The sequence below is a fragment of the Duganella zoogloeoides genome (genome assembly GCF_034479515.1).
GTDB lineage: Bacteria > Pseudomonadota > Gammaproteobacteria > Burkholderiales > Burkholderiaceae_D > Rugamonas > Rugamonas zoogloeoides.
In genome coordinates, this window is sequence record NZ_CP140152.1 from 6007859 (window position 1) to 6025749 (window position 17891).

Below are 17891 nucleotides of genomic sequence, written 5' to 3' on the forward strand. Positions count from 1 at the left end.
CTCGCAATTATAAATAGGAATTGTGACTACGTCTACGCTATTGGGCTGTAACCACCGGGCTATGTTGCAACCAAACTAGTACCGCACGAACTTGGTTTCATCCGGCCCGGTGGACGCAAACTCCTGTTGCCGTGGCGCCGGGGCGTGGCGTGAGGCGGTTGACGGGCGGGGCTGCTGCCGGCTGGCGCCGTGGCTGCTGGAAGAGGCGGCGGTGCTTTTCAGGTTGCCCGCCACCCGGAAGAAACTCATTGCCTGTTGCAGTTCTTCGGCCTGGCTGCTCATCTGCTCGGCGGTGGAGGCCAGTTGTTCGGAGCCGGCGGCGTTTTGCTGGGTGGTCTGGCTCAGTTGGGCGATGGCGGAATTGATTTGCGCCAGGCCTGCCGATTGTTCTTCCGATGCCGACGTGATTTCCTGTACCAGGTCGGACGTCTTGCGAATATTGGGCACCATCGCGCCCAGCATCTGGCCGGCGTGCTCGGCCAGGCTGACACTGCTGGTAGCGACTTCGCCGATTTCCTGGGCGGCGATCTGGCTGCGTTCGGCCAGCTTGCGCACCTCGGCCGCCACCACCGCGAAGCCCTTGCCGTGCTCACCCGCGCGGGCCGCTTCGATGGCAGCGTTCAGCGCCAGCAAATTGGTCTGGTAGGCGATGTCGTCGATGATCAGCACCTTGGCGGCGATCTGCTTCATGGCCGTCACCGTCGAGCGCACGGCTTCGCCGCCTTCGGTGGCCTCCACCGCCGCGCGGCTGGCCATGGCGTCGGTCACCTTGGCGTTGTCGGTGTTTTGCGCTACCGACGCGGTCATCTGTTCGACCGAGGCCGAGGTCTCTTCCACGCCCGCGGCCTGTTCGCTGGCGGCTTGCGCCAGCGAGTTGGCGGTGGCGCTCACTTCTTCAGACGCGGCGGCCAGCCCTTCGGCATTCGCGTTCACTTCGGCGACTACCTGTCCCAGCTTGGCCACGGTGGTGTTGGCGTATTTTTGCAGTTCGCCAAACGCGCCTTCGTACGGCTTGTCGATGGTTTGCGTGAGGTCGCCGTCGGACATCGCGCCCATCACCCGCACCACGTCCGCAATGCTGGCGCCGGTGGTGGCCGCCAGTTGATTGAGGCCGTCGCCCATGTCGCGCTGGAAGCCCTGCAAGCCGTTGAGATCCACGCGCGAATCGAAGTTGCCGCGATTGGCCGCCTCCACCACCGTGCGCTGGCCGTCGATCACCTGCTTGAGCTTGGCCACCATCTCTTTGACCGTCAGCAGCAGGCTGCCCTGGTCGCCGGGCCGGGTGACCACGTCGCTGGACAGGTCGCCATCGGAAATGCGCCGCAGCACCTGGGCCGCATAGGCAGGCTCGCCGCCGAGTCCACGCACCAGGCTGGCAGTGATGGCCCATGCCAGCCCGATCGCGATCACCACCGCGCCCACCACCAGTGCGATCACCGTGTTGCGCGTGCTGTCATAGTTGTCGGCCGCGTGCTGGCGGTCCTGTTCCATCAGCGTGGTCTGGTGCTTGACCAGGTTTTCCAGCGCCGCCAGGTAGCTGCTGTTGGCGACGAGGAACTGGTCCTTCATGTACTCGAGCGCGGCCTTCGGATCGTCCTTGATCAAGGCATACAGTTCGACATAGGCAGGATTGAGCGCATTGCTCTTGCTGGTGACCTCGCGGAACAGTTCGCGCCCCTTGTCGCTGGCCACCAGCTTGTCGAGGCGGGCCAGCGCTTCGGCCACCTTGACGCGGTTGGCTTCGGCAGTCGCCTTGTAGCGCTCGCGTTCCTCGTTGCTGGTGGCCAGCATCATGCTGCGTACCTGGCGGCCGTTGTCGATGGTGAGGGTGGCTGCTTCATTGGCCAGCATGACCTTCGGATAGCGGTCGTCCATCAGCAGGCTGACATCGTGATTCAAGGCCGCCATGCTGGTCAGGCTGACCGCTGACAGCGCCAGCAGTAACACCACCACCGCGCCGAAACCGATCGCCAGCCGTACCGCCACCTTCATGTTTGCAAACATAGTCGCTCCTGAAACGGATGTGCGCATGCCTGCCAGGGAAATGGCCGTGGCATGCAAGGGGAAAAGATAAGGAAATGGCCGCCAGCGCTGTTACAGCTAGCGGCATGCAAGGGGTGTTGGAGGGCGTTGTGTGGCGCGGCGCCGGGGCGCGCCGCCAGGTATTTCGCGGACAAGCCAACCACACGATCCATCGCAGCCCCATTCCGGAGGAACCGGAAGCCAAAGTCTGACATTGATCATGTCATGGGGCTGCAATTGGTGGCAAGCGTTTTCACCACCGGTGTTGCGGCAGTCAGTGACTAGCTGAACGCAATGTGCGCGCGCGCCACGTCAGCAGGGCCAGGCCCAGCACCAGCATCAGCCAGGCGCCCGGCTCCGGCACCGGCGTCAGGGCGTCGCCGGCGCCCAGCACGTAGTTGAAGCCGTAGATGCCGCCGTTGAACGAGAAGCGCACCAGCAGGTCGAGCGTGCTGGTGTTGAACACGCCCAGGTCGAGCACGTTATCGGAGAAGAACAGCGCGGCCTGGTCCGGGCTGTTGAAGCTGCCTGCGTACAACTCGGTGGCGCCATTGCTGACCGAGAATTCGAAGTTGGCGGTATCGAATTCCGAAACGAACGGCAGTCCCAATCCCAGCAGCAAGTGGCGGCCAGCGGTAAACGGCACGCTGAACTGCGCCGTGGCGCTGAACGGGAAGAACATCGCGCCCATGGTGCCCGCGCCCAACAACTGGGCGTCGTCGAATGCTGCCGCGATGTTGGGCGAGGCCGTCAGCAAGGTGGACAGCGAAGCCGGATCGGGCAGCGCGCTGGCGTACGAGGAGACCATGCCGACGGCGGGATCGGGCGTCCACGCGCCGTAGGCTGCGCCGCCGACATTGGCCGCGCTGTACGCCTCGGGCTGGTAGAACTCGGCCGGCTGGCCCGTGCCGGCGGTAGCCACCACCGCGCCGCCCAGGCTGGCATCGCTGTAACTGCTGCGCGCCAGCACTTCGCCGCCGCGGAAGCTGGCCACCGCGTGGGCGCGCGCTTCGGGCGCCAGCAGCGACGCTGGCGGCAACGGCGGCGCCGGCATGCCAAGCGCGCGGGTGACCGAAGCCTGGGCGATGGCAGATCCCGCTTCGGTATTGCCAAAGCGGCCGCTGCCGGACATGGCGACCGCATCGGCGCTCGCATGCCAGGCCGATCGGGCATCGGCGCGCGCGGTGGCCGCCGCACCCGGGTTGAAGAAGGCGCCGCCGCCATTGGCGGTGGCGTTGGCCACCGCGCTGTAGCTGGAATCGACCGTGGCGCGCGCAATGCCGGCGCCACCCTCGTTGCCGCCGTACGCGCCGGTGGCCAGCGCGGTGCCGGTCACGCGGCCGTAGCCGGCCACGGTCACGGTGGCGTCGGCCGTGCCACCGCCGCCCGAAAAGGCGCCGATGCCGGGCAAGCCTGCCAGTGCGGTGCTGGTGGCGGCAATCACCGCGTTCCAGCTGCCGGCGGCCGGTGCGTTGCCTGCGAGCGAGACGGTGCTGGTGGCATTGCCGCCCGCGCCCGGTGCGCCCGATATCGGGTCGTTGAACGGGTTGCCGGCAGCGTTGCCACCGATGCCGCCGGTGGCGGTGCTGTTGACGCTGGCGTTGAGTGCGCCGCCCAGGCCGCTGGTAATGGTGGACGTGGCATTGCCGCCGCGCCCCGCATACGCGAACACGGTATCGCCGCCGGCGCCGCCGGTGGCGCTCTGCACCAGCGTCAGCGTGCCGGTGCTGCTGTTGAAGGCGCTGCTGGTGTTGGCGGCGGCATCGCCACCATTGCCGCCGTAGGCAAAGGGGGCGTTTTCAAAGTCGAGGTTGGCATGGCCGCCGGCGCCGCCGATGGCGCGCACTTCCTGGCTGTAGGAGGCCAGCGTGGCGTTGGGATTGCCGACGCCGGCATTGGCCGAGGCATTGCCGCCTGCACCGCCGCTCGTGCCGTCGACATTGGCGGCGGCGCCCTGGCCGCCGGTGGCAATCGAACGCACGCTGGCCGCGCCGCTGCCCAGCGCGACCGTCGTGAGATTGCTGAGCGCCGCGCCGCCGGCTGCGCCGTTGAGTACGCCGGTGGAGCGGCCGCCCTGGCCGCCGGTCGCCTGCGCCGCGCCTTGCACGGCGCCGCTGCCCGAACTGATCAGCACGCCGTTAGCGAACGCTGTACCGCCGACACCGCCTGCCGCGCCGGCCCCGGTCTGGGCGCCGCTGCCCGGCTGGCCGGCATTGCCGCCCAGGCCGCCGTTGGCGGTGACCGCCAGGCTGGCGCCGGTTGCCGGCGCCGCCACCGTTAACTCGGCCGAGGTGTCGGCACCGGCGCCGCCCGCGCCGCCCGCGCCCCCGGTCTGACCGGTATTGCCATTGGCGCCGTTACCGCCCGCGCCGCCGGCGCCGCCATTGACCAGCAGGGTGTTGACCGGATCGGCACCAAACAGCAGGTACGGGGCGGGCGGCGCGGCGCCGCCAGCGGTACCGGGCGCGCCCGGCGTGGTGCCTGCCAGGCCGCTGCTGCCAGGCGGCCCCTGGTAGATCACGTCCACCGCCAGCGCGTTGCCGCACCAGGCCGCGCAGACCAGCGGAATCATGCGCAGGACGGTGCGCAGCCGGTACGATGAGATGGGGGAAATTGATGAAAGCGGCCGCAAAGCCGGATGGTGGTATGCCATGGTTGCCTCCCTGAAGTAGGGAGGCTTTGCACCGATGCCGTTGCAATCGCATGCCAGCCGCCCGTGCAAGCATTGTAATGAACGTTCTTTATTTATCTACTCTTTATTGCATCAAAATCCGCTGGCAGGATCGTAAAACAACGTTGTGCAAAAATGAAAAAGCCCCGCCGGTACCGGCGGGGCTCTGGGTCTGCCAAGGCAGCGCGCTGCTTAGAACTTGATATTGGCCGTCAGGCTGCCCGAACGCGGCTGGCCCGGGGTGTAGCGGTAACCCGATTTGTTGATCGCGCCCACGTATTCCTTGTCCGTGATGTTATACACGTTCAGGCGCAGGTCGATGTGCTTGTTGAGCGCATAGCTGGCCATGGCGTCGGCCACCCAGTACGACTCGACATAGGCCGGGGTGCCGATCGCACCGTCGGTGCCGCGCAGCAGCTTGCCGCTGTAGCGGGCGCCGCCGCCGACGGTCAGGCCGAACGGCAGCGTGTACGAGGTCCACGACGTGAATGCCTGTTTCGGCGTGTAGGCCAGCGAGTTCTCGCCGTTGGCGGTGACCAGGCGGCCCGAGTCGATCTTGGTGGTCATGCGGGTGTAACCTGCGCTCACCAGCCAGCCACGGGCCAGTTCCCCCGTTACGCCCAGTTCGATACCCTGCACGCGCTTCTTGCCGTTCTGGTAGAACACGGCGGCATTGGTCGGATCGACTTCCACTTCGTTCTTGACTTCGGTACGGTACAGCGCGGCCGACAGCGACAGCTTTTGCTGCAGCAAGTCCCACTTGCCGCCGAGTTCATAGTTGGTGGTGGACTGCGGCTCGTTGTTGACGTTGGCAGCGTTGCCATTGGCCGCACTGAGCGTGAAGTTGGTGCCGCCCGGTGGCGATTTCGAGGTGGCTACCAGGCCGTACACGCTGCTCTCCGGCGTGACCTTGTACAGCGCCGACAGCTTGCCGTTATACAGCGTGTCGGTGTCCTTGAGCGTGGTGGGCAGGCGCGTGCCGACCGGGATGACCTGGGTGCCGGAAGTCACTGCACCTTGCAGCGCGATCGAATTGTAGGTGGTGCTGTAGTGGTCCACGCGCACGCCGCCGTTGATGATCCAGTCGCCGAACTTGGCGGTATCGAACACGTACAGGGCCTGGGTGTCGGTGCTGCCTTCGGCCTGGGCGCCGTTGCGGGCGATGGCCACGTTTTGCGGCGCCGATGGATTTGGGTGGTAGATGCTGGTGCGCGTCAACAGGTCCGTACCGGCAGGGACGGTGCCGGCAAGCGTGTAGTTGTATTGTTTCTCATTGATGAACTCGAGACCGGCCACCAGCGTGTGCTTGACGGCGCCGGTGCCGAATTCGGCCGTGGCGGTGGTCTGGTTGGTCAGCACCTTGTTGGTCTGGTCCTTGAAGGTCATGTTGGTACGGCGCATCTCCCAGGCATTGGGATCGGTGCCAATGTTGACCAGGTTGGCGGACGTGGCCATGAACGCGGTCAGCAGGTAGTTCTGCTTGTTACGGCCGTAGCGCGTGGTGTTCTGCAGCTTGATGCCGCCGGCGGTGTCATGCTCGATGCGCGCGGTGAACTGGTCGGCGGTGACGTTGTCGTGGTCGAGCACGGAACCGTAGAAGTTGCGCGAGCGTACCGGCGCAGCGGTTTCCAGCGGCGCCAGGCGCAAGCGGTCGAGCCGCGCCGCTTCGCGCGAGGCGGCGGTGGTGCCCACCGCCAGGTACGGCGGAGTGTAGCCGGGCAGGCCGATGGTCAGCACGCCGCCGTCGGGAATATTGTCTTGCTTGACGTGCAAGAAGTTCAGGTAGAAGCGGGTAGGACCGTTCAGGCCGAACGCGGCCGATGGCGCCACGGCCCAGCGCTTGTTCTTGATCATGTCGCGGGCCGGGTTTTCGCTATCCTGGTCCAGCACGTTGAGGCGGAAGGCGATGCCGCTGTCGGCGTCGATCACTTTGTTCAGGTCGGCGGTACCACGGCGTTGCTTGCCGCTGCCTACGGTGACGGAACCGAGGTACGCGTCTTCCAGCTGCGGACGCTTGCTGACCAGGTTGATCGAACCGGTCGGCGCGCTGCGGCCGTTGTCGGTGCCGGCCGGGCCCTTGAGGACGTCGATCTGCTCGATGTTGAAGATGTCGCGGGTGATCGAACCGACGTCGCGCACGCCGTCCACGTAGATGCTGCCCGAGGTGTCGAAGCCGCGCATGAAGATGGCGTCGCCGGTGTTGGTGTTGCCGTTTTCACCGAGGAAGAACGCGCCCACGCCCGGGGTGTTGCGCAGCGCTTCGGTCAGCGAGACTGCGCCTTGCTGTTCGATCAGTTCCTTCTTGATCACGGTGATGGTCTGGGCGGTATCGACCAGCTTTTCGGTGTACTTGGCCGAGACGGCGCGGTCAGCCTTGAAGGTGTCTTCGGCCGCGCCTTGCACCTTGACTTCGGACAGGGTTTGCGGGGTCTGGGCTTGCTCATCGGCGGCGGCAACGGCGTGCGCTGCCACCGGCAGCAGCATCGCGGCCAGGGCGGCGCTCATGTGTTGGTTGAAACGGGACTGCGCGTGCTTGCGGCTCTTGATCATTACGGTATCTCTCGTTCGGATAGGTAGGACGGCTCGAATGCCGGTTGTTATTCGATTAATCCGTGAGATTGTAACGATGGCGCCGCACTTCGTAAATGCGAATTGTTATCAATATCGTTTACGTGTGGTATTTCTGCAAATGCAGGTGCGTTTTCTTTCTGTCAATCCGGTTGAAGGGCGAGCCATGCCCCGGCCTGGTCGAGCGTGGCTTGCAGTTCGGCGCGCACGGCCTGGTAGCCGGCGGCGATCGCCGCGCTGTCTTCCTTGACGATCGCGTCTTCCGCGTCCATGGTGGCCTGGATCAGGCGCCGCGCACCGAGCACCCCCACCGCGCCGCGCAGGCCGTGGAACTGGCGGGCGGCATCGCGCAGGCGCCCCTCGGCGATGGCAGTGCCGGCTTCGTCGGCCGGCGCCATGCCCCCCTCGATGGCGCCGCGCACCATCTTGAGCATCACCGCCCTGCCCTTGGCGTCCTTGCCCATCACCCGCATCAGCTTGTCCACGTTGAAGATGTCGGCTGCGCTGCCGGGACCAGAGCTGGGTACCGGTCCCGTTGCCGGCACCGGTGTCGCCACCAGCCTGACGGTGGCGGGAGGCCGCGCCGGTGGCGGCAGCGCAGCAGGAGCAGGCACCGGCGCGGCTGCCGCTTTTTTAGGCAGGTGACGCAGCAGCACTGCCAGCATTTCCTCGACCTCGATCGGTTTCGGGATGAAGTCGGTCACGCCCACCGTTACGCTGCGCTCGCGCTCCGCTTCGAGCACGCCGGCCGTCATTGCCACGATGGGCAAGGTGAGCTTGAGTTCCTGGCGCAGGATGCGGGTGGCGGTGAAGCCGTCCATGACCGGCATCTGCATGTCCATCAGTACCGCGTCATATTCTCCCTGGCGCGTGCTCATGCGGTCCACCGCCTGCTGGCCGTTATCCACCACGTCCACCGTGGCTCCGGCCAGTTCGAGCATGCCGCAGGCCACCGCCTGGTTGGCCACGTTGTCTTCCACCAGCAGCAGGCGGCAACCGGCCAGCATCCCCTCGATGCCCTGGCCGGCCGCCATTTGCAGCCCGGTCTCGCCGTTGGTCACCAGCGCCTCGTGCAGGGCGTCGAACAGGTTGGAGCTGGTGATGGGTTTCACGAGTACCACGTCCACCTCGGGCGCGGCGGAAATTTCCTCCAGGCGGTCGCGGGCGAAGGCGTTGACCATCACCACCACCGGCTGGCCGCCCTCGGGCGCGGCGGCGCGGATGCCCTTGGCCGTGGCCAGCCCATCCATGCCGGGCATGTGCCAGTCGGCCAGCACCACGTCGTACGGCTGCTGCGCATCGAGGCTGGCGCGGAACAGGGCCAGCGCCTCGGTGCCGGAAGCCACTTCGTCGGCTTGCCAGCCCCAGGCGCGGATCATCTGGGCGATCAGGGTGCGGCTGGTGTCGCTGTCGTCGGCCACCAGCATGCGCAGCTCGCCAATCGCAGGGCGGCGCCGCTCCTCTCCCTTCTCGGGCAGCACTTCGAACGGCAACTCGAACCAGAAGCGCGAGCCGTGGCCCTCGCTGCTGCTGACCGCGATTTCGCCGCCCATCAGCTCGATCAGGCGGCGCGTGATCGCCAGGCCCAGGCCGGTGCCGCCGAAGCGCCGGGTGATGCTCTGGTCGCCCTGCGAAAACGCGTGGAACAGCTGGCCCAGCTGCTGTTCGGTCATGCCCATGCCGGTATCGCGCACTTCGAAATGCAGCCGCGCCTGCGAAGCGGACGATAATTCCGCCAGGCCGATCGACACCACCACCTCGCCAGCGGCGGTGAACTTGATGGCGTTGCCGGCCAGGTTGACCAGGATTTGCTGCAGCCGCAGGGCGTCGCCGCGCAAATTCTTCGGCACGGCCGCATCGACCGCGATGGCCAGCTCGATTTCCTTGTCGCCGGCATTCATGGTCATGGTGGTGGCCAGCGAATTCATGGTGTCGTCGAGGTTGAACTCGACCGGTGACAGCGCCATGTGGCGCGCCTCGATCTTGGAGTAGTCGAGCACGTCGTTGAGGATGCCCAGCAGCGACTGGCCCGACACCCGCACCATGTTCAGGTACTTGCGCTGCTGCGGCGTCAGCTGGGTGTTGCCGAGCAAATAGACCATGCCCAGCACCGCGTTCATCGGGGTGCGGATCTCGTGGCTCATGTTGGCGACGAATTCGCTCTTGGCCCGGTTGGCGGCCTCGGCGCGGTCGCGCTCGCGTTCGAGTTCCTCGGTGCGCGCGGCCGCTTCCACCCGCAGCCGGTGCGGCTCGGTCACGTCGGAAATCACGGCCAGCACCTTGGTGCCCTGGTCGGTGCGCACCGCGCTCAGGTTGATTTCGACCGGGAATTCGGTGCCGTCCTGGCGCAGTCCGTGCAGCACGGCGCCGCGTCCCATGCGCACCGCCTCGGCGCTGAGGCGCTCGGCAAAAAAATGTTCGCGGTGGCTGGTGTGGCGCTCGCGCAAGGGCGCCGGCACCAGCATCTCGATCGCGCGGCCCAGCAACTGGTCGCGCGGGTAGCCGAAGCAGCGTTCGCACTCGCGGTTGGCGGTTTCGATGCGGCCATCCATGCCCACCACCAGGATGGCGTTGGGCGCGTACTCGAGCACGCTTTGCAGGCGCGTGTCGGCGGCTTGCCGTTCGCGCATCAGGTTGTTGAACGCGGTGGTCAGCTGGCCGACCTCGTCGTTGGCGTGGACCGGCAGCGGCACAAACTCGGCGGTGGAGCCACGCAGCGCGCCGATGGCGTTGCGCAGCTTGACCAGGGGCGCCAGCAGGCGCGCGGCCAGGCCGCCCACCAGCAGCGCCGTCAGCAGCGAGGCCAGGCCGCCCCACAGCAGCAGGCGCGCAAGCACGCCGTCGAACGCCTCGTAGGCTTCGGCGGCCGGCAGCGACGTGCCCAGCACCCAGTCCACCGATTTCAGCGTCTTGTAGCTGTTGAGCACTTCATGGCCCTCGGTATCGACGCTATCGACCGTGCCCTCGAAGCCGTCGGCCAGTGCCAGCGTGGTGGCGCCATTGAGCTGGCCGCCGCGCGGCTGCAGCAGGCGGTTGGGGTCCGGGTGCAGCACGTACACCGGCTTGGGACCGCGTGTTAGGGCAAAATAATAGCCGCTGGCGCCCACGGTGGCGTGGCGCAGGTGGCCGAGAAAGTTGTTCTTGTACAGCCGCAGCACGCCGGACAGGATGCACACCACCTCGCCGCGCGCGTCGAGCACGGGCGCGATCACCTGCACGAGCGGCTCGCGTCCGTACTTGCCCAGCACCGGCTCGGTAATCATCGGCTTGCGCGTGTACATCACCTGCTTGAAATAGGCGCGGTCGGACACGTCCATGCCCACCCGGCCCGGCACCGCCGGCAGGTCGGCGATGGCCTTGCCGTCGGCGCTATACACCACCAGCTCGTCGAACAGCGACAGGATGGCGCGGTCCTGGTAGTAGGCGCGCAGGCGTTCGGGCGAGTTGCCGAGCTCGAGCGGCTGCTTGCGGGCGGAAAAGGCGACGATCTCGAGCAGCGCGGTCAGCTTGTCGTCGAGTTCCTCGGCGGTGCGGGCCACCAGCGCGGTTTGCTGGGTAAACAGCACCCGGGAGAAATCGTGCTTGACTCGTTGCATCTGAACCACGGTCACCAGGGCGATCATCAGGATCGAGGTGATACTGGTTGCCAATGCAACTTTCGCCTTGATCCCAAGTGGTTTCATGTCGTCCTTGTGCGGGGGCTGCGAGGGAGAAAACCAGGAGTAACAGGAATTTTCCTATCAAAGTTCAATAATGGCAACAGGATTGCGATGGACACACAATTGAATCGCGCGTGACTTGTAACCTGTACTTGCAATGGCGCAAGTGCGGGCTTTGCTTTACGATGCATTACCCTGGGCACGTTGGCGTCGGGGAAACTCACAGTACTCTGGCCTTGATTTGTGGTGAACCCGACCGTCCTGACCCTTGCGACCGCCGTCCTGTTAGCCGGACTGGCTTCTGCGCCGCTGCGCGCGGCCCCCGATACCGATCGCTGGCATGCGCTGGCGCCGGTCGTGTTCGAGCATCTGGCGCCGGCCGAGCGCAATTTCCCCAGCCCCGTGGTGATGAGCATGGCGCAGGATGGCGACGGCTTCCTCTGGTTCGGCTCCCAGGCCGGACTCGGCCGCTGGGACGGCTACCAGATGCGCAACTTCTATTTCGACGCCAACGATCCGTATTCGCTGCCTGGCGACTTCATCCAGACCCTGCACGTGGATGCTCAAGGCCGGCTATGGGTGGGCACCAGCATCGACGGCCTGGCCCGGTATGACAAGCACAGCGAGCGTTTCGTGCGGGTGGCTGCCGGTGCGCTGTCCAGCCCGGCTGTGTATGCGATCGCCAGCGACAGGGACGGCGGCCTGTGGGTGGGCACGGCCGCCGGCCTCGATTACGTGGACGCCGCCGGCCAGGTGCGCCACCACCGGCGCGCGGACGCGGCGCCCGGCGGCCAGCGCGCCAACCAGGTCCGCGCCCTGCTGCTCGACCGCGACGGCGTGTTATGGATCGGATCCGACGCCGGCCTGGCCCGGCGCGACGCAGCCAGCGGCCGGATCGCGGACATCGCCGGCGTGGGTGACGCGGTGCTGTCGCTGAGCCAGAATCCGCAAGGCGGCGTGGTATTCGGCACCCTGCGCAGCGGCGTGGGTTTCGCCGGCGCCGACGCAGCCACCGCCGGCGCGCGCCTGCTGGCGCTGGCGGACCAGGGCCGGCGCCAGGCGATGGTGCTGTCGCTGACCGAAACCGTGCCCGGCCAGTGGTGGGCCGGCACCTATGGCGACGGCGTGATCGAATTCGATGCCGCCGGCATCCACCGCCGCATCACGCACCGGCCGGCGGTGGCGGTCAGCCTGGCCAGCGACCGGGTGGCGGCGTTGTGGCGCGACCGCAGCGGCCTGGTATGGGTCGCCAACGAGCGCGGTGTCGATACCCACGATCCGCGCAACCGCACCTTCAGCACCATCTTCGATGGCGTCGGCTTGCCGGAGATTTCCGCCTCGGCCTTCATGACCGACCAGGGCGGCCGCTTGTGGGTGGCGCTGGCCGACCAGGGCATCGACCTGATCGCGCCGGACGCCACCCGCCGCGCCGGCCTGCGGCCCGACCCGCTGCGGCCGGACACCGCCCTGCCCGGCAGCCTGATCCTGGCCATGACCGAAGCCGAACCGAACGAGGCGTGGATCGGCACCCTTGCCGGGCTGTACCACACCAGCGGCCAGGGCAGCCAGGTGCGGCGGGTACCGTTGCCGCACCACGAGCCGTTGCCGCGCATTGGCAGCATCCTGCGGCGTGGCGGCGAGTTATGGCTGGGCACGCCAAGCGGCCTGTTGCGTTACGATCCGCGCGCCGCCACGGTCCAGGCTTTCCACCAGGGGCCGGCCGCTGCCGGCGGCCTCTCTGACAGCCGCGTCACCACCCTGCTGGAAGCACCAGACGGCATGCTGTGGGTGGGCACCCGCAACGGCCTCAATCGTTTCGATCCGGCCACCGGCCGCGCCGAGCAGATCCTGGCCGAGCCGGTCCGCAGCGACGGCCTGCCGCCGGGCCTGATCAACACCCTGGCTTTCGATCGCCGCGGTCGGCTCTGGGTGGGCACCAACAGCGGCGGCATCGCCATCCTCGACGGCCAGACCGCCGACGGCAAGCCGCGCTTCCTGCGGCTTGCCGTCGGTACCGGCCTGTCGGGCAAGAACGCCAGCGGCCTGCGGCTCGACGCCAGCGGCCGCATGTGGGCAGCGGCCGGTAACGGCATTGCCGTGATCGACCCCGAGACCCTGGGTATCGAGTTGTTCGGCCGGGCCGACGGCCTGGTGTTCCAGGCCTATTTCGGCGGGGCCGGCGCCCGGACCGCCCACGGCGAGCCGGTGTTCGGCACCTCGGGCGGCTACGTGGTGGTGCGGCAGACGCCGGTGCAGCGCTGGAACTACCAGCCGCAACTGGTGGTCAGCAATGTCCAGCTCGACACACGCCAGGTGGCGCCCGCGCCCTTGCTGGCGGCAGACGGCCCCGGCCTGGAAATTCCGGCCGGCACCCGCAACGTCAATATCGAAATCGCTTCGCTCGACTATTCCGCCAGCGCCCGCAACCGCTACGCGTTCCGCCTCGAGGGCTACGACAAGGACTGGGTGGAGGCAGATGCCAGCCACCGCATCGCCACCTACGCCAACGTGGCGCCCGGCACCTACCGCCTGCACATGCGCGGCAGCAATCGCGACGGCGCCTGGAGTCCGCACGAGCTGACCATGGCGCTGCGCTTCCTGCCGGCCTGGTACCAGACCTGGTGGGCGCGCTCCGGCGCGGCGCTCGGCATACTGCTGCTGGGCTGGGGCCTGTACCGCTGGCGCATCCGGCAGCTCGAGCATGCCAAGCTGCAGTTGCAGCAGGAGGTGTACGCCCGCACCCGCCACCTGGCGCGGGTCCACGCCATCGTCAAGTCGATCAACGACCAGCTCGATTTCGATGCGCTGCTGCAGGCGATCCTGCTCGAGTCGAGCGCGATTGGCGACGTCTGCGGCGCCTGCGCGCTGATCCGCGAACCGGGCGCCGGACAACTGAAGGTGCACGCCAGCTGGCAGACCAGCGTGGTGCCGCCGTGTGCGGCCATGACGCTGGAGGAGGCCCACACCCTGCTGGTTGCTGGCGCCGAACTGATCATGCCGGAGATGTACCTCAGCCGCAACAGCGCCGGCGCCGTGCTGGCGGTGCGCATCTGCAGCGGCGAAGAAGTGCAGGGCTACCTGGTGTTCGAGCAGCAGCAGGCCTTCGCCGGCGCCGACCTGGACATGTTCAAGGCGCTCAAGGAGCCGTTCATCTCGGCCTTCCAGAAAGCCGACGCGATCCGCGCCATCCAGCAGGCGCGCGCCGACGCCGAAGCCTCCACCCGCGCCAAGAGCGACTTCCTGGCCAATATCAGCCACGAGATCCGCACGCCGATGAACGCCATCCTCGGCTTTGCCGGCCTCGGCGCGCACCTCGACCTGCCCTCGAAGCCGCGCGATTACTTCCACAAGATCGACCGCGCCGGCAAGAACCTGCTGGGCATCATCGACGACGTGCTCGATTTTTCCAAGATCGAGTCGGGCAAGCTGGCGCTGGAAAGCGTGCCGTTCGACCTGGCGGACGTGCTCGACCAGGTGGTGGACTTGTTCTCGTGGCGCGCGGCGGAAAAAGGCCTGGAGCTGGTGGCCTGGGCCGACCCGGACGTGCCGGCGCGCCTGGCCGGCGATCCGCTGCGCCTGGGCCAGGTGCTGATCAACCTGGTGGGCAATGCCCTCAAGTTCACCGCGCGCGGCGAGATCGTGGTGCAGGTAACGCGGGAAACCGGGCCGGACGGGGACCGCCTGCGGTTCGCCGTCAGCGACAGCGGCGTGGGCATCAGCGCCGAGCAGCAGCAGCGCCTGTTCCACGCCTTCAGCCAGGCCGACAGCAGCACCACGCGCCTGTACGGCGGCACCGGGCTGGGCCTGGCGATCTCGCAGCAGCTGGTGCGTGCCATGGGCGGCGTGATCGGTGTTGACAGCATGCCGGGACAAGGCAGCCGCTTCCATTTCAGCGTCGCCCTGCCCAGCCTGCCGGCGCGCCACGACGATGCGCCCGGTTTGCTGGCGCTGCTCGCTGGCACGCGGGTGCTGGTGGTGGACGACAGCGCGGTGGTGCGCACCATGTTCGCCCAGCAGCTGGGCGACGCCGGCCTGCCGGTGACCACCGCCGGGTCTGCTGATGCGGCGGCGGCGGCCGTGGACACCTACCTGGCGCCGGAGCCGGTGGACGTGGTGGTGCTGGACTGGGACATGCCGGGCGCGCACGGCGCCGACACGGTCCGGCGCCTGCGCCAGGCAGCCGCGCCCGGTGCGCCCGCGATCGTGATCATGGCCACCGAGTACGGCCGCGAGGCGGCCATGCGCGCGGCCGGCCAGCTCGGCATCCGTCATTGCCTGGCCAAGCCGGTCAACCGCGCGCGCATGCTGCTGACCATCGCGCAGGCGCTGGGCCTGGCCGCCGACGAACCGGCAGTGGCGCCGCTGTCGCCGCGCGTGCTGTCGGCGGCGGCGCAGCGCCTGGCCGGCGCCCGCGTGCTGGTGGTCGATGACAACCAGATCAACCAGCAGGTCGCGCGCGAGGTGTTGCTCGGCGGCGGCCTGCAGGTGGACCTGGCCGCCACCGGCATGGAGGCGGTGCGCATGGTCGAGGCCTGCCGTTACGACGCCGTGCTGATGGATATCCAGATGCCGGAGATGGACGGTTACGAGGCGACCGCACTGATCCGCGCGCGCCATTCGACCGCGCAGTTGCCGGTGATCGCCATGACCGCGCACGCGGTGCCGGGCTTCCGCGAAAACAGCCTGGCCATGGGCATGAACGACTACATCACCAAGCCGATCGAGCCGGAACGGCTGTTCGAGGTGCTGGCCGGCTGGATCATCGGCCGCGCCGCGCCGGCGCTGCCGGCACCGGCACCGGAGGCTGGCGTTGCTGACGGTGACGGCAGCGCTGACGGCCAGGCCGGCGAGTCCGCCATCGACGCAGGCATGGACACCGGCGCCGCGCTGGTGCGGCTGGGCGGCAACCGCCGCCTGCTCACGGTCCTGCTCGAGAAATTCGTGGAGGAATTCGCCGCCACGCCGGCGCAACTGGCGGCCGCCATCGACGCCGGCAATACCGAGCAGGCCGCGCTGCTGGTCCACAAGGTCAAGGGGGCGGCCGGCAACCTGTCGATGGGGCAGTTGCACCGCTGCAGCGACGCCCTCGAGCAGCAACTGCGCAGCGCGCCGGAGCATGCTGCGCCAGCGCTGGCGGCGTTCGACGCGGCCCTGGAAACAGTGCTCGAGGCAGCACGCGAGGCGGACCCTGGTGACGGTTAAACTCGTTGTAAATTCACCAAGTTCGGCGTAGGATGGCCTGGCAGTGCACTGTTTTTATCCACCTTGAGGGAGTACACGATGATTAAACAGACTTTCGATCAGCTCAGCGCCATGCTCGCCAAACTGGCCACCGACGATGGTTTCCGCGACCGCATGCAAAGCGACCCGGTACGCGCCCTGAGCGCACTCGGCATCGAACTCGATCCGGCCAAGGTGCCGGCCGTGCGCAGCCTGCCGTCCAAGCAGGTGAGCGCCGCCGACCATGCCACGTTCGAAAGCAAGGAAGCCGGCGAACGGACCATGGTGCTGTTCATGCTCTCGGGCGTGTCGGCATCGCGCCTGGCCACCTGATCGCCTGATCACTTGACCGGCTAACCGGCTATCCGGCCACCTGGCCGAGGCCGGTTTCGCCGTAGCGCAGTTCCACCATCTCGCGCGCGCCGGTCGCAGCCACGCCGCAGCCGCACACGGCAATCACCGCGTGGCGCAGATGGTCCAGCCCCAGCATGGTTTCGATATCGATGTCGTTGATGGCGGCGGTGATAAACGCCGGCAAGCCCGCTTCCGACGCCAGCAGATAAAACGTCTGCGACAGGTGGCCGGCATCGAGCGACATCGCGCGGTACGCCTTCTGGTGGTTGCGGTATTTCCAGAACGAGCGCTCCACCCGTCCCACCATTACCACCTGCATCGCCGCGCCGGCCAGCCAGTACTGGTCCGCCACCATTTGCAGCGCCAGCGCCGCCGCTTCGTCCTGCGTGGTTGCGCGCAGCGGCACCAGCGTGTTGTCGAGCGGATGGTAGTGGTACAAGCCCGGCGCCAGGCCGTCCACCCGTTGCACCAGCACGAACGCTTCGACCGGATGCAGGCCGCCGCCCGACGGGCTGGTCTTTTTCAGGACGTTGGCGTGCGGGCCGATGTGGCGCAGTTCCTGGGCGCCGAACGTGCGTTGCAGCAGGCGCGCCGCCACCGCCAGCGGCAGGCTGGCGCTGGTATCGTAGTTGCGGCCCGTGTAGCGGCGCAGCAGTACCTCGTCGAGCATGCCGGCGGGCGCCGGCAGCGGCACCGCCGCGCCGATGCTGGCCACCTGCTGCACCGGCGGCGGCGGATTGCCGTGGCGTTCGAGCAGTTCCTCGAAGCTGGGCGCCTCCATGCCGGTGTCGCTGCGCACGTCGTGCCAGCGCGAGAACGTGTGCGCCAGCGCCGCCAGCGGCCGCCAGTGCAGCGTGCGCAAGGTGTCGTCGCGCTCGCGCAGGGCGTCCTGCGCGGTGGCCTGCTCTGGCTGCTGGCCCCGGGCCTCGGCCAGCAGCAGGCCGTGCGCGAGCAGCCGGTCCACGACCGCCGCGCCATGGCGTTCGGCGACCTCATCGCGCGCGGTCCAGACCGATGAACCGACTGCGGCCAGTGCCGCCAGGTCGGCCGCATCGACCTCGATCTCGCGGTCCAGGTGCGGCGCCAGCGCCAGCCAGCGGGTGCTGGCCGCCAGGGTGCTGGTGCCGGCAAACAGCGCGGCCCAGTCGATGTCCAGTTCTTCGCGGGGTTCGAGGTACAACACGGCGCAGCGGCGTAGATTCATGGTCTTTATCTCTCCTGCTCAAGTTGAGAAATCGGCAATAACGAAGACCAGTCTAGCGCATCCTTCGCCAGCGGGAAAGTGGCGGCGGACGGAATTTTCAGCGGCCATTACTTGTACAATGAAAGTAAAAAGCGCGTTGCAATACCTGATGGTGGCAGTGCGGCATCGCACCATTCTGGCGCATGATGGTCTA

General features: G+C 67.5%; 7 protein-coding genes. 2 read left to right on the forward strand and 5 right to left on the reverse strand.

Annotated elements, in window-relative coordinates; all coding sequences use genetic code 11:
• Positions 1 to 75: 75 nt before the first annotated feature.
• The 4 genes from SR858_RS26400 to SR858_RS26415 form a co-directional block, all read right to left on the reverse strand.
• The gene (locus SR858_RS26400) at positions 76 to 2004 is read right to left on the reverse strand and encodes a methyl-accepting chemotaxis protein (RefSeq protein WP_019924228.1); all 1929 of its coding nucleotides are present in this window, start codon (positions 2002 to 2004) and stop codon (positions 76 to 78) included.
• A 292-nt stretch (positions 2005 to 2296) separates the two neighbouring features.
• On the reverse strand, positions 2297 to 4675 hold the full coding sequence (locus SR858_RS26405; protein WP_154820082.1) for a beta strand repeat-containing protein: 2379 nt from the start codon (positions 4673 to 4675) through the stop codon (positions 2297 to 2299).
• Between the two features lie 210 nt (positions 4676 to 4885).
• Entirely contained in the window at positions 4886 to 7243 is a 2358-nt protein-coding gene (locus SR858_RS26410; RefSeq protein WP_019924227.1) for a catecholate siderophore receptor Fiu, read from the reverse strand.
• A gap of 161 nt (positions 7244 to 7404) precedes the next feature.
• A complete protein-coding gene (locus SR858_RS26415) occupies positions 7405 to 10944 on the reverse strand; it encodes a response regulator (RefSeq protein ID WP_026637719.1) in 3540 nt (1179 codons plus the stop codon).
• A 222-nt stretch (positions 10945 to 11166) separates the two neighbouring features.
• On the opposite strand from SR858_RS26415, the gene SR858_RS26420 reads away from it, so the two are divergent.
• Together SR858_RS26420 and SR858_RS26425 are read left to right on the forward strand one after the other, a co-directional pair.
• On the forward strand, positions 11167 to 16122 hold the full coding sequence (locus SR858_RS26420) for a hybrid sensor histidine kinase/response regulator (protein ID WP_154820081.1): 4956 nt from the start codon (positions 11167 to 11169) through the stop codon (positions 16120 to 16122).
• Between the two features lie 78 nt (positions 16123 to 16200).
• Positions 16201 to 16473 carry an NHLP-related RiPP peptide gene (locus tag SR858_RS26425; protein ID WP_019924224.1) on the forward strand — a complete coding sequence of 91 codons (273 nt, stop codon included), beginning with the start codon at positions 16201 to 16203 and terminating at the stop codon, positions 16471 to 16473.
• 28 nt (positions 16474 to 16501) lie between these two features.
• Here SR858_RS26425 and SR858_RS26430 read toward each other — a convergent pair whose 3' ends face one another.
• Positions 16502 to 17698: a putative peptide maturation dehydrogenase gene (locus tag SR858_RS26430; protein WP_019924223.1), complete on the reverse strand. Its 1197-nt coding sequence runs from the start codon at positions 17696 to 17698 to the stop codon at positions 16502 to 16504.
• Positions 17699 to 17891: the final 193 nt, after the last annotated feature.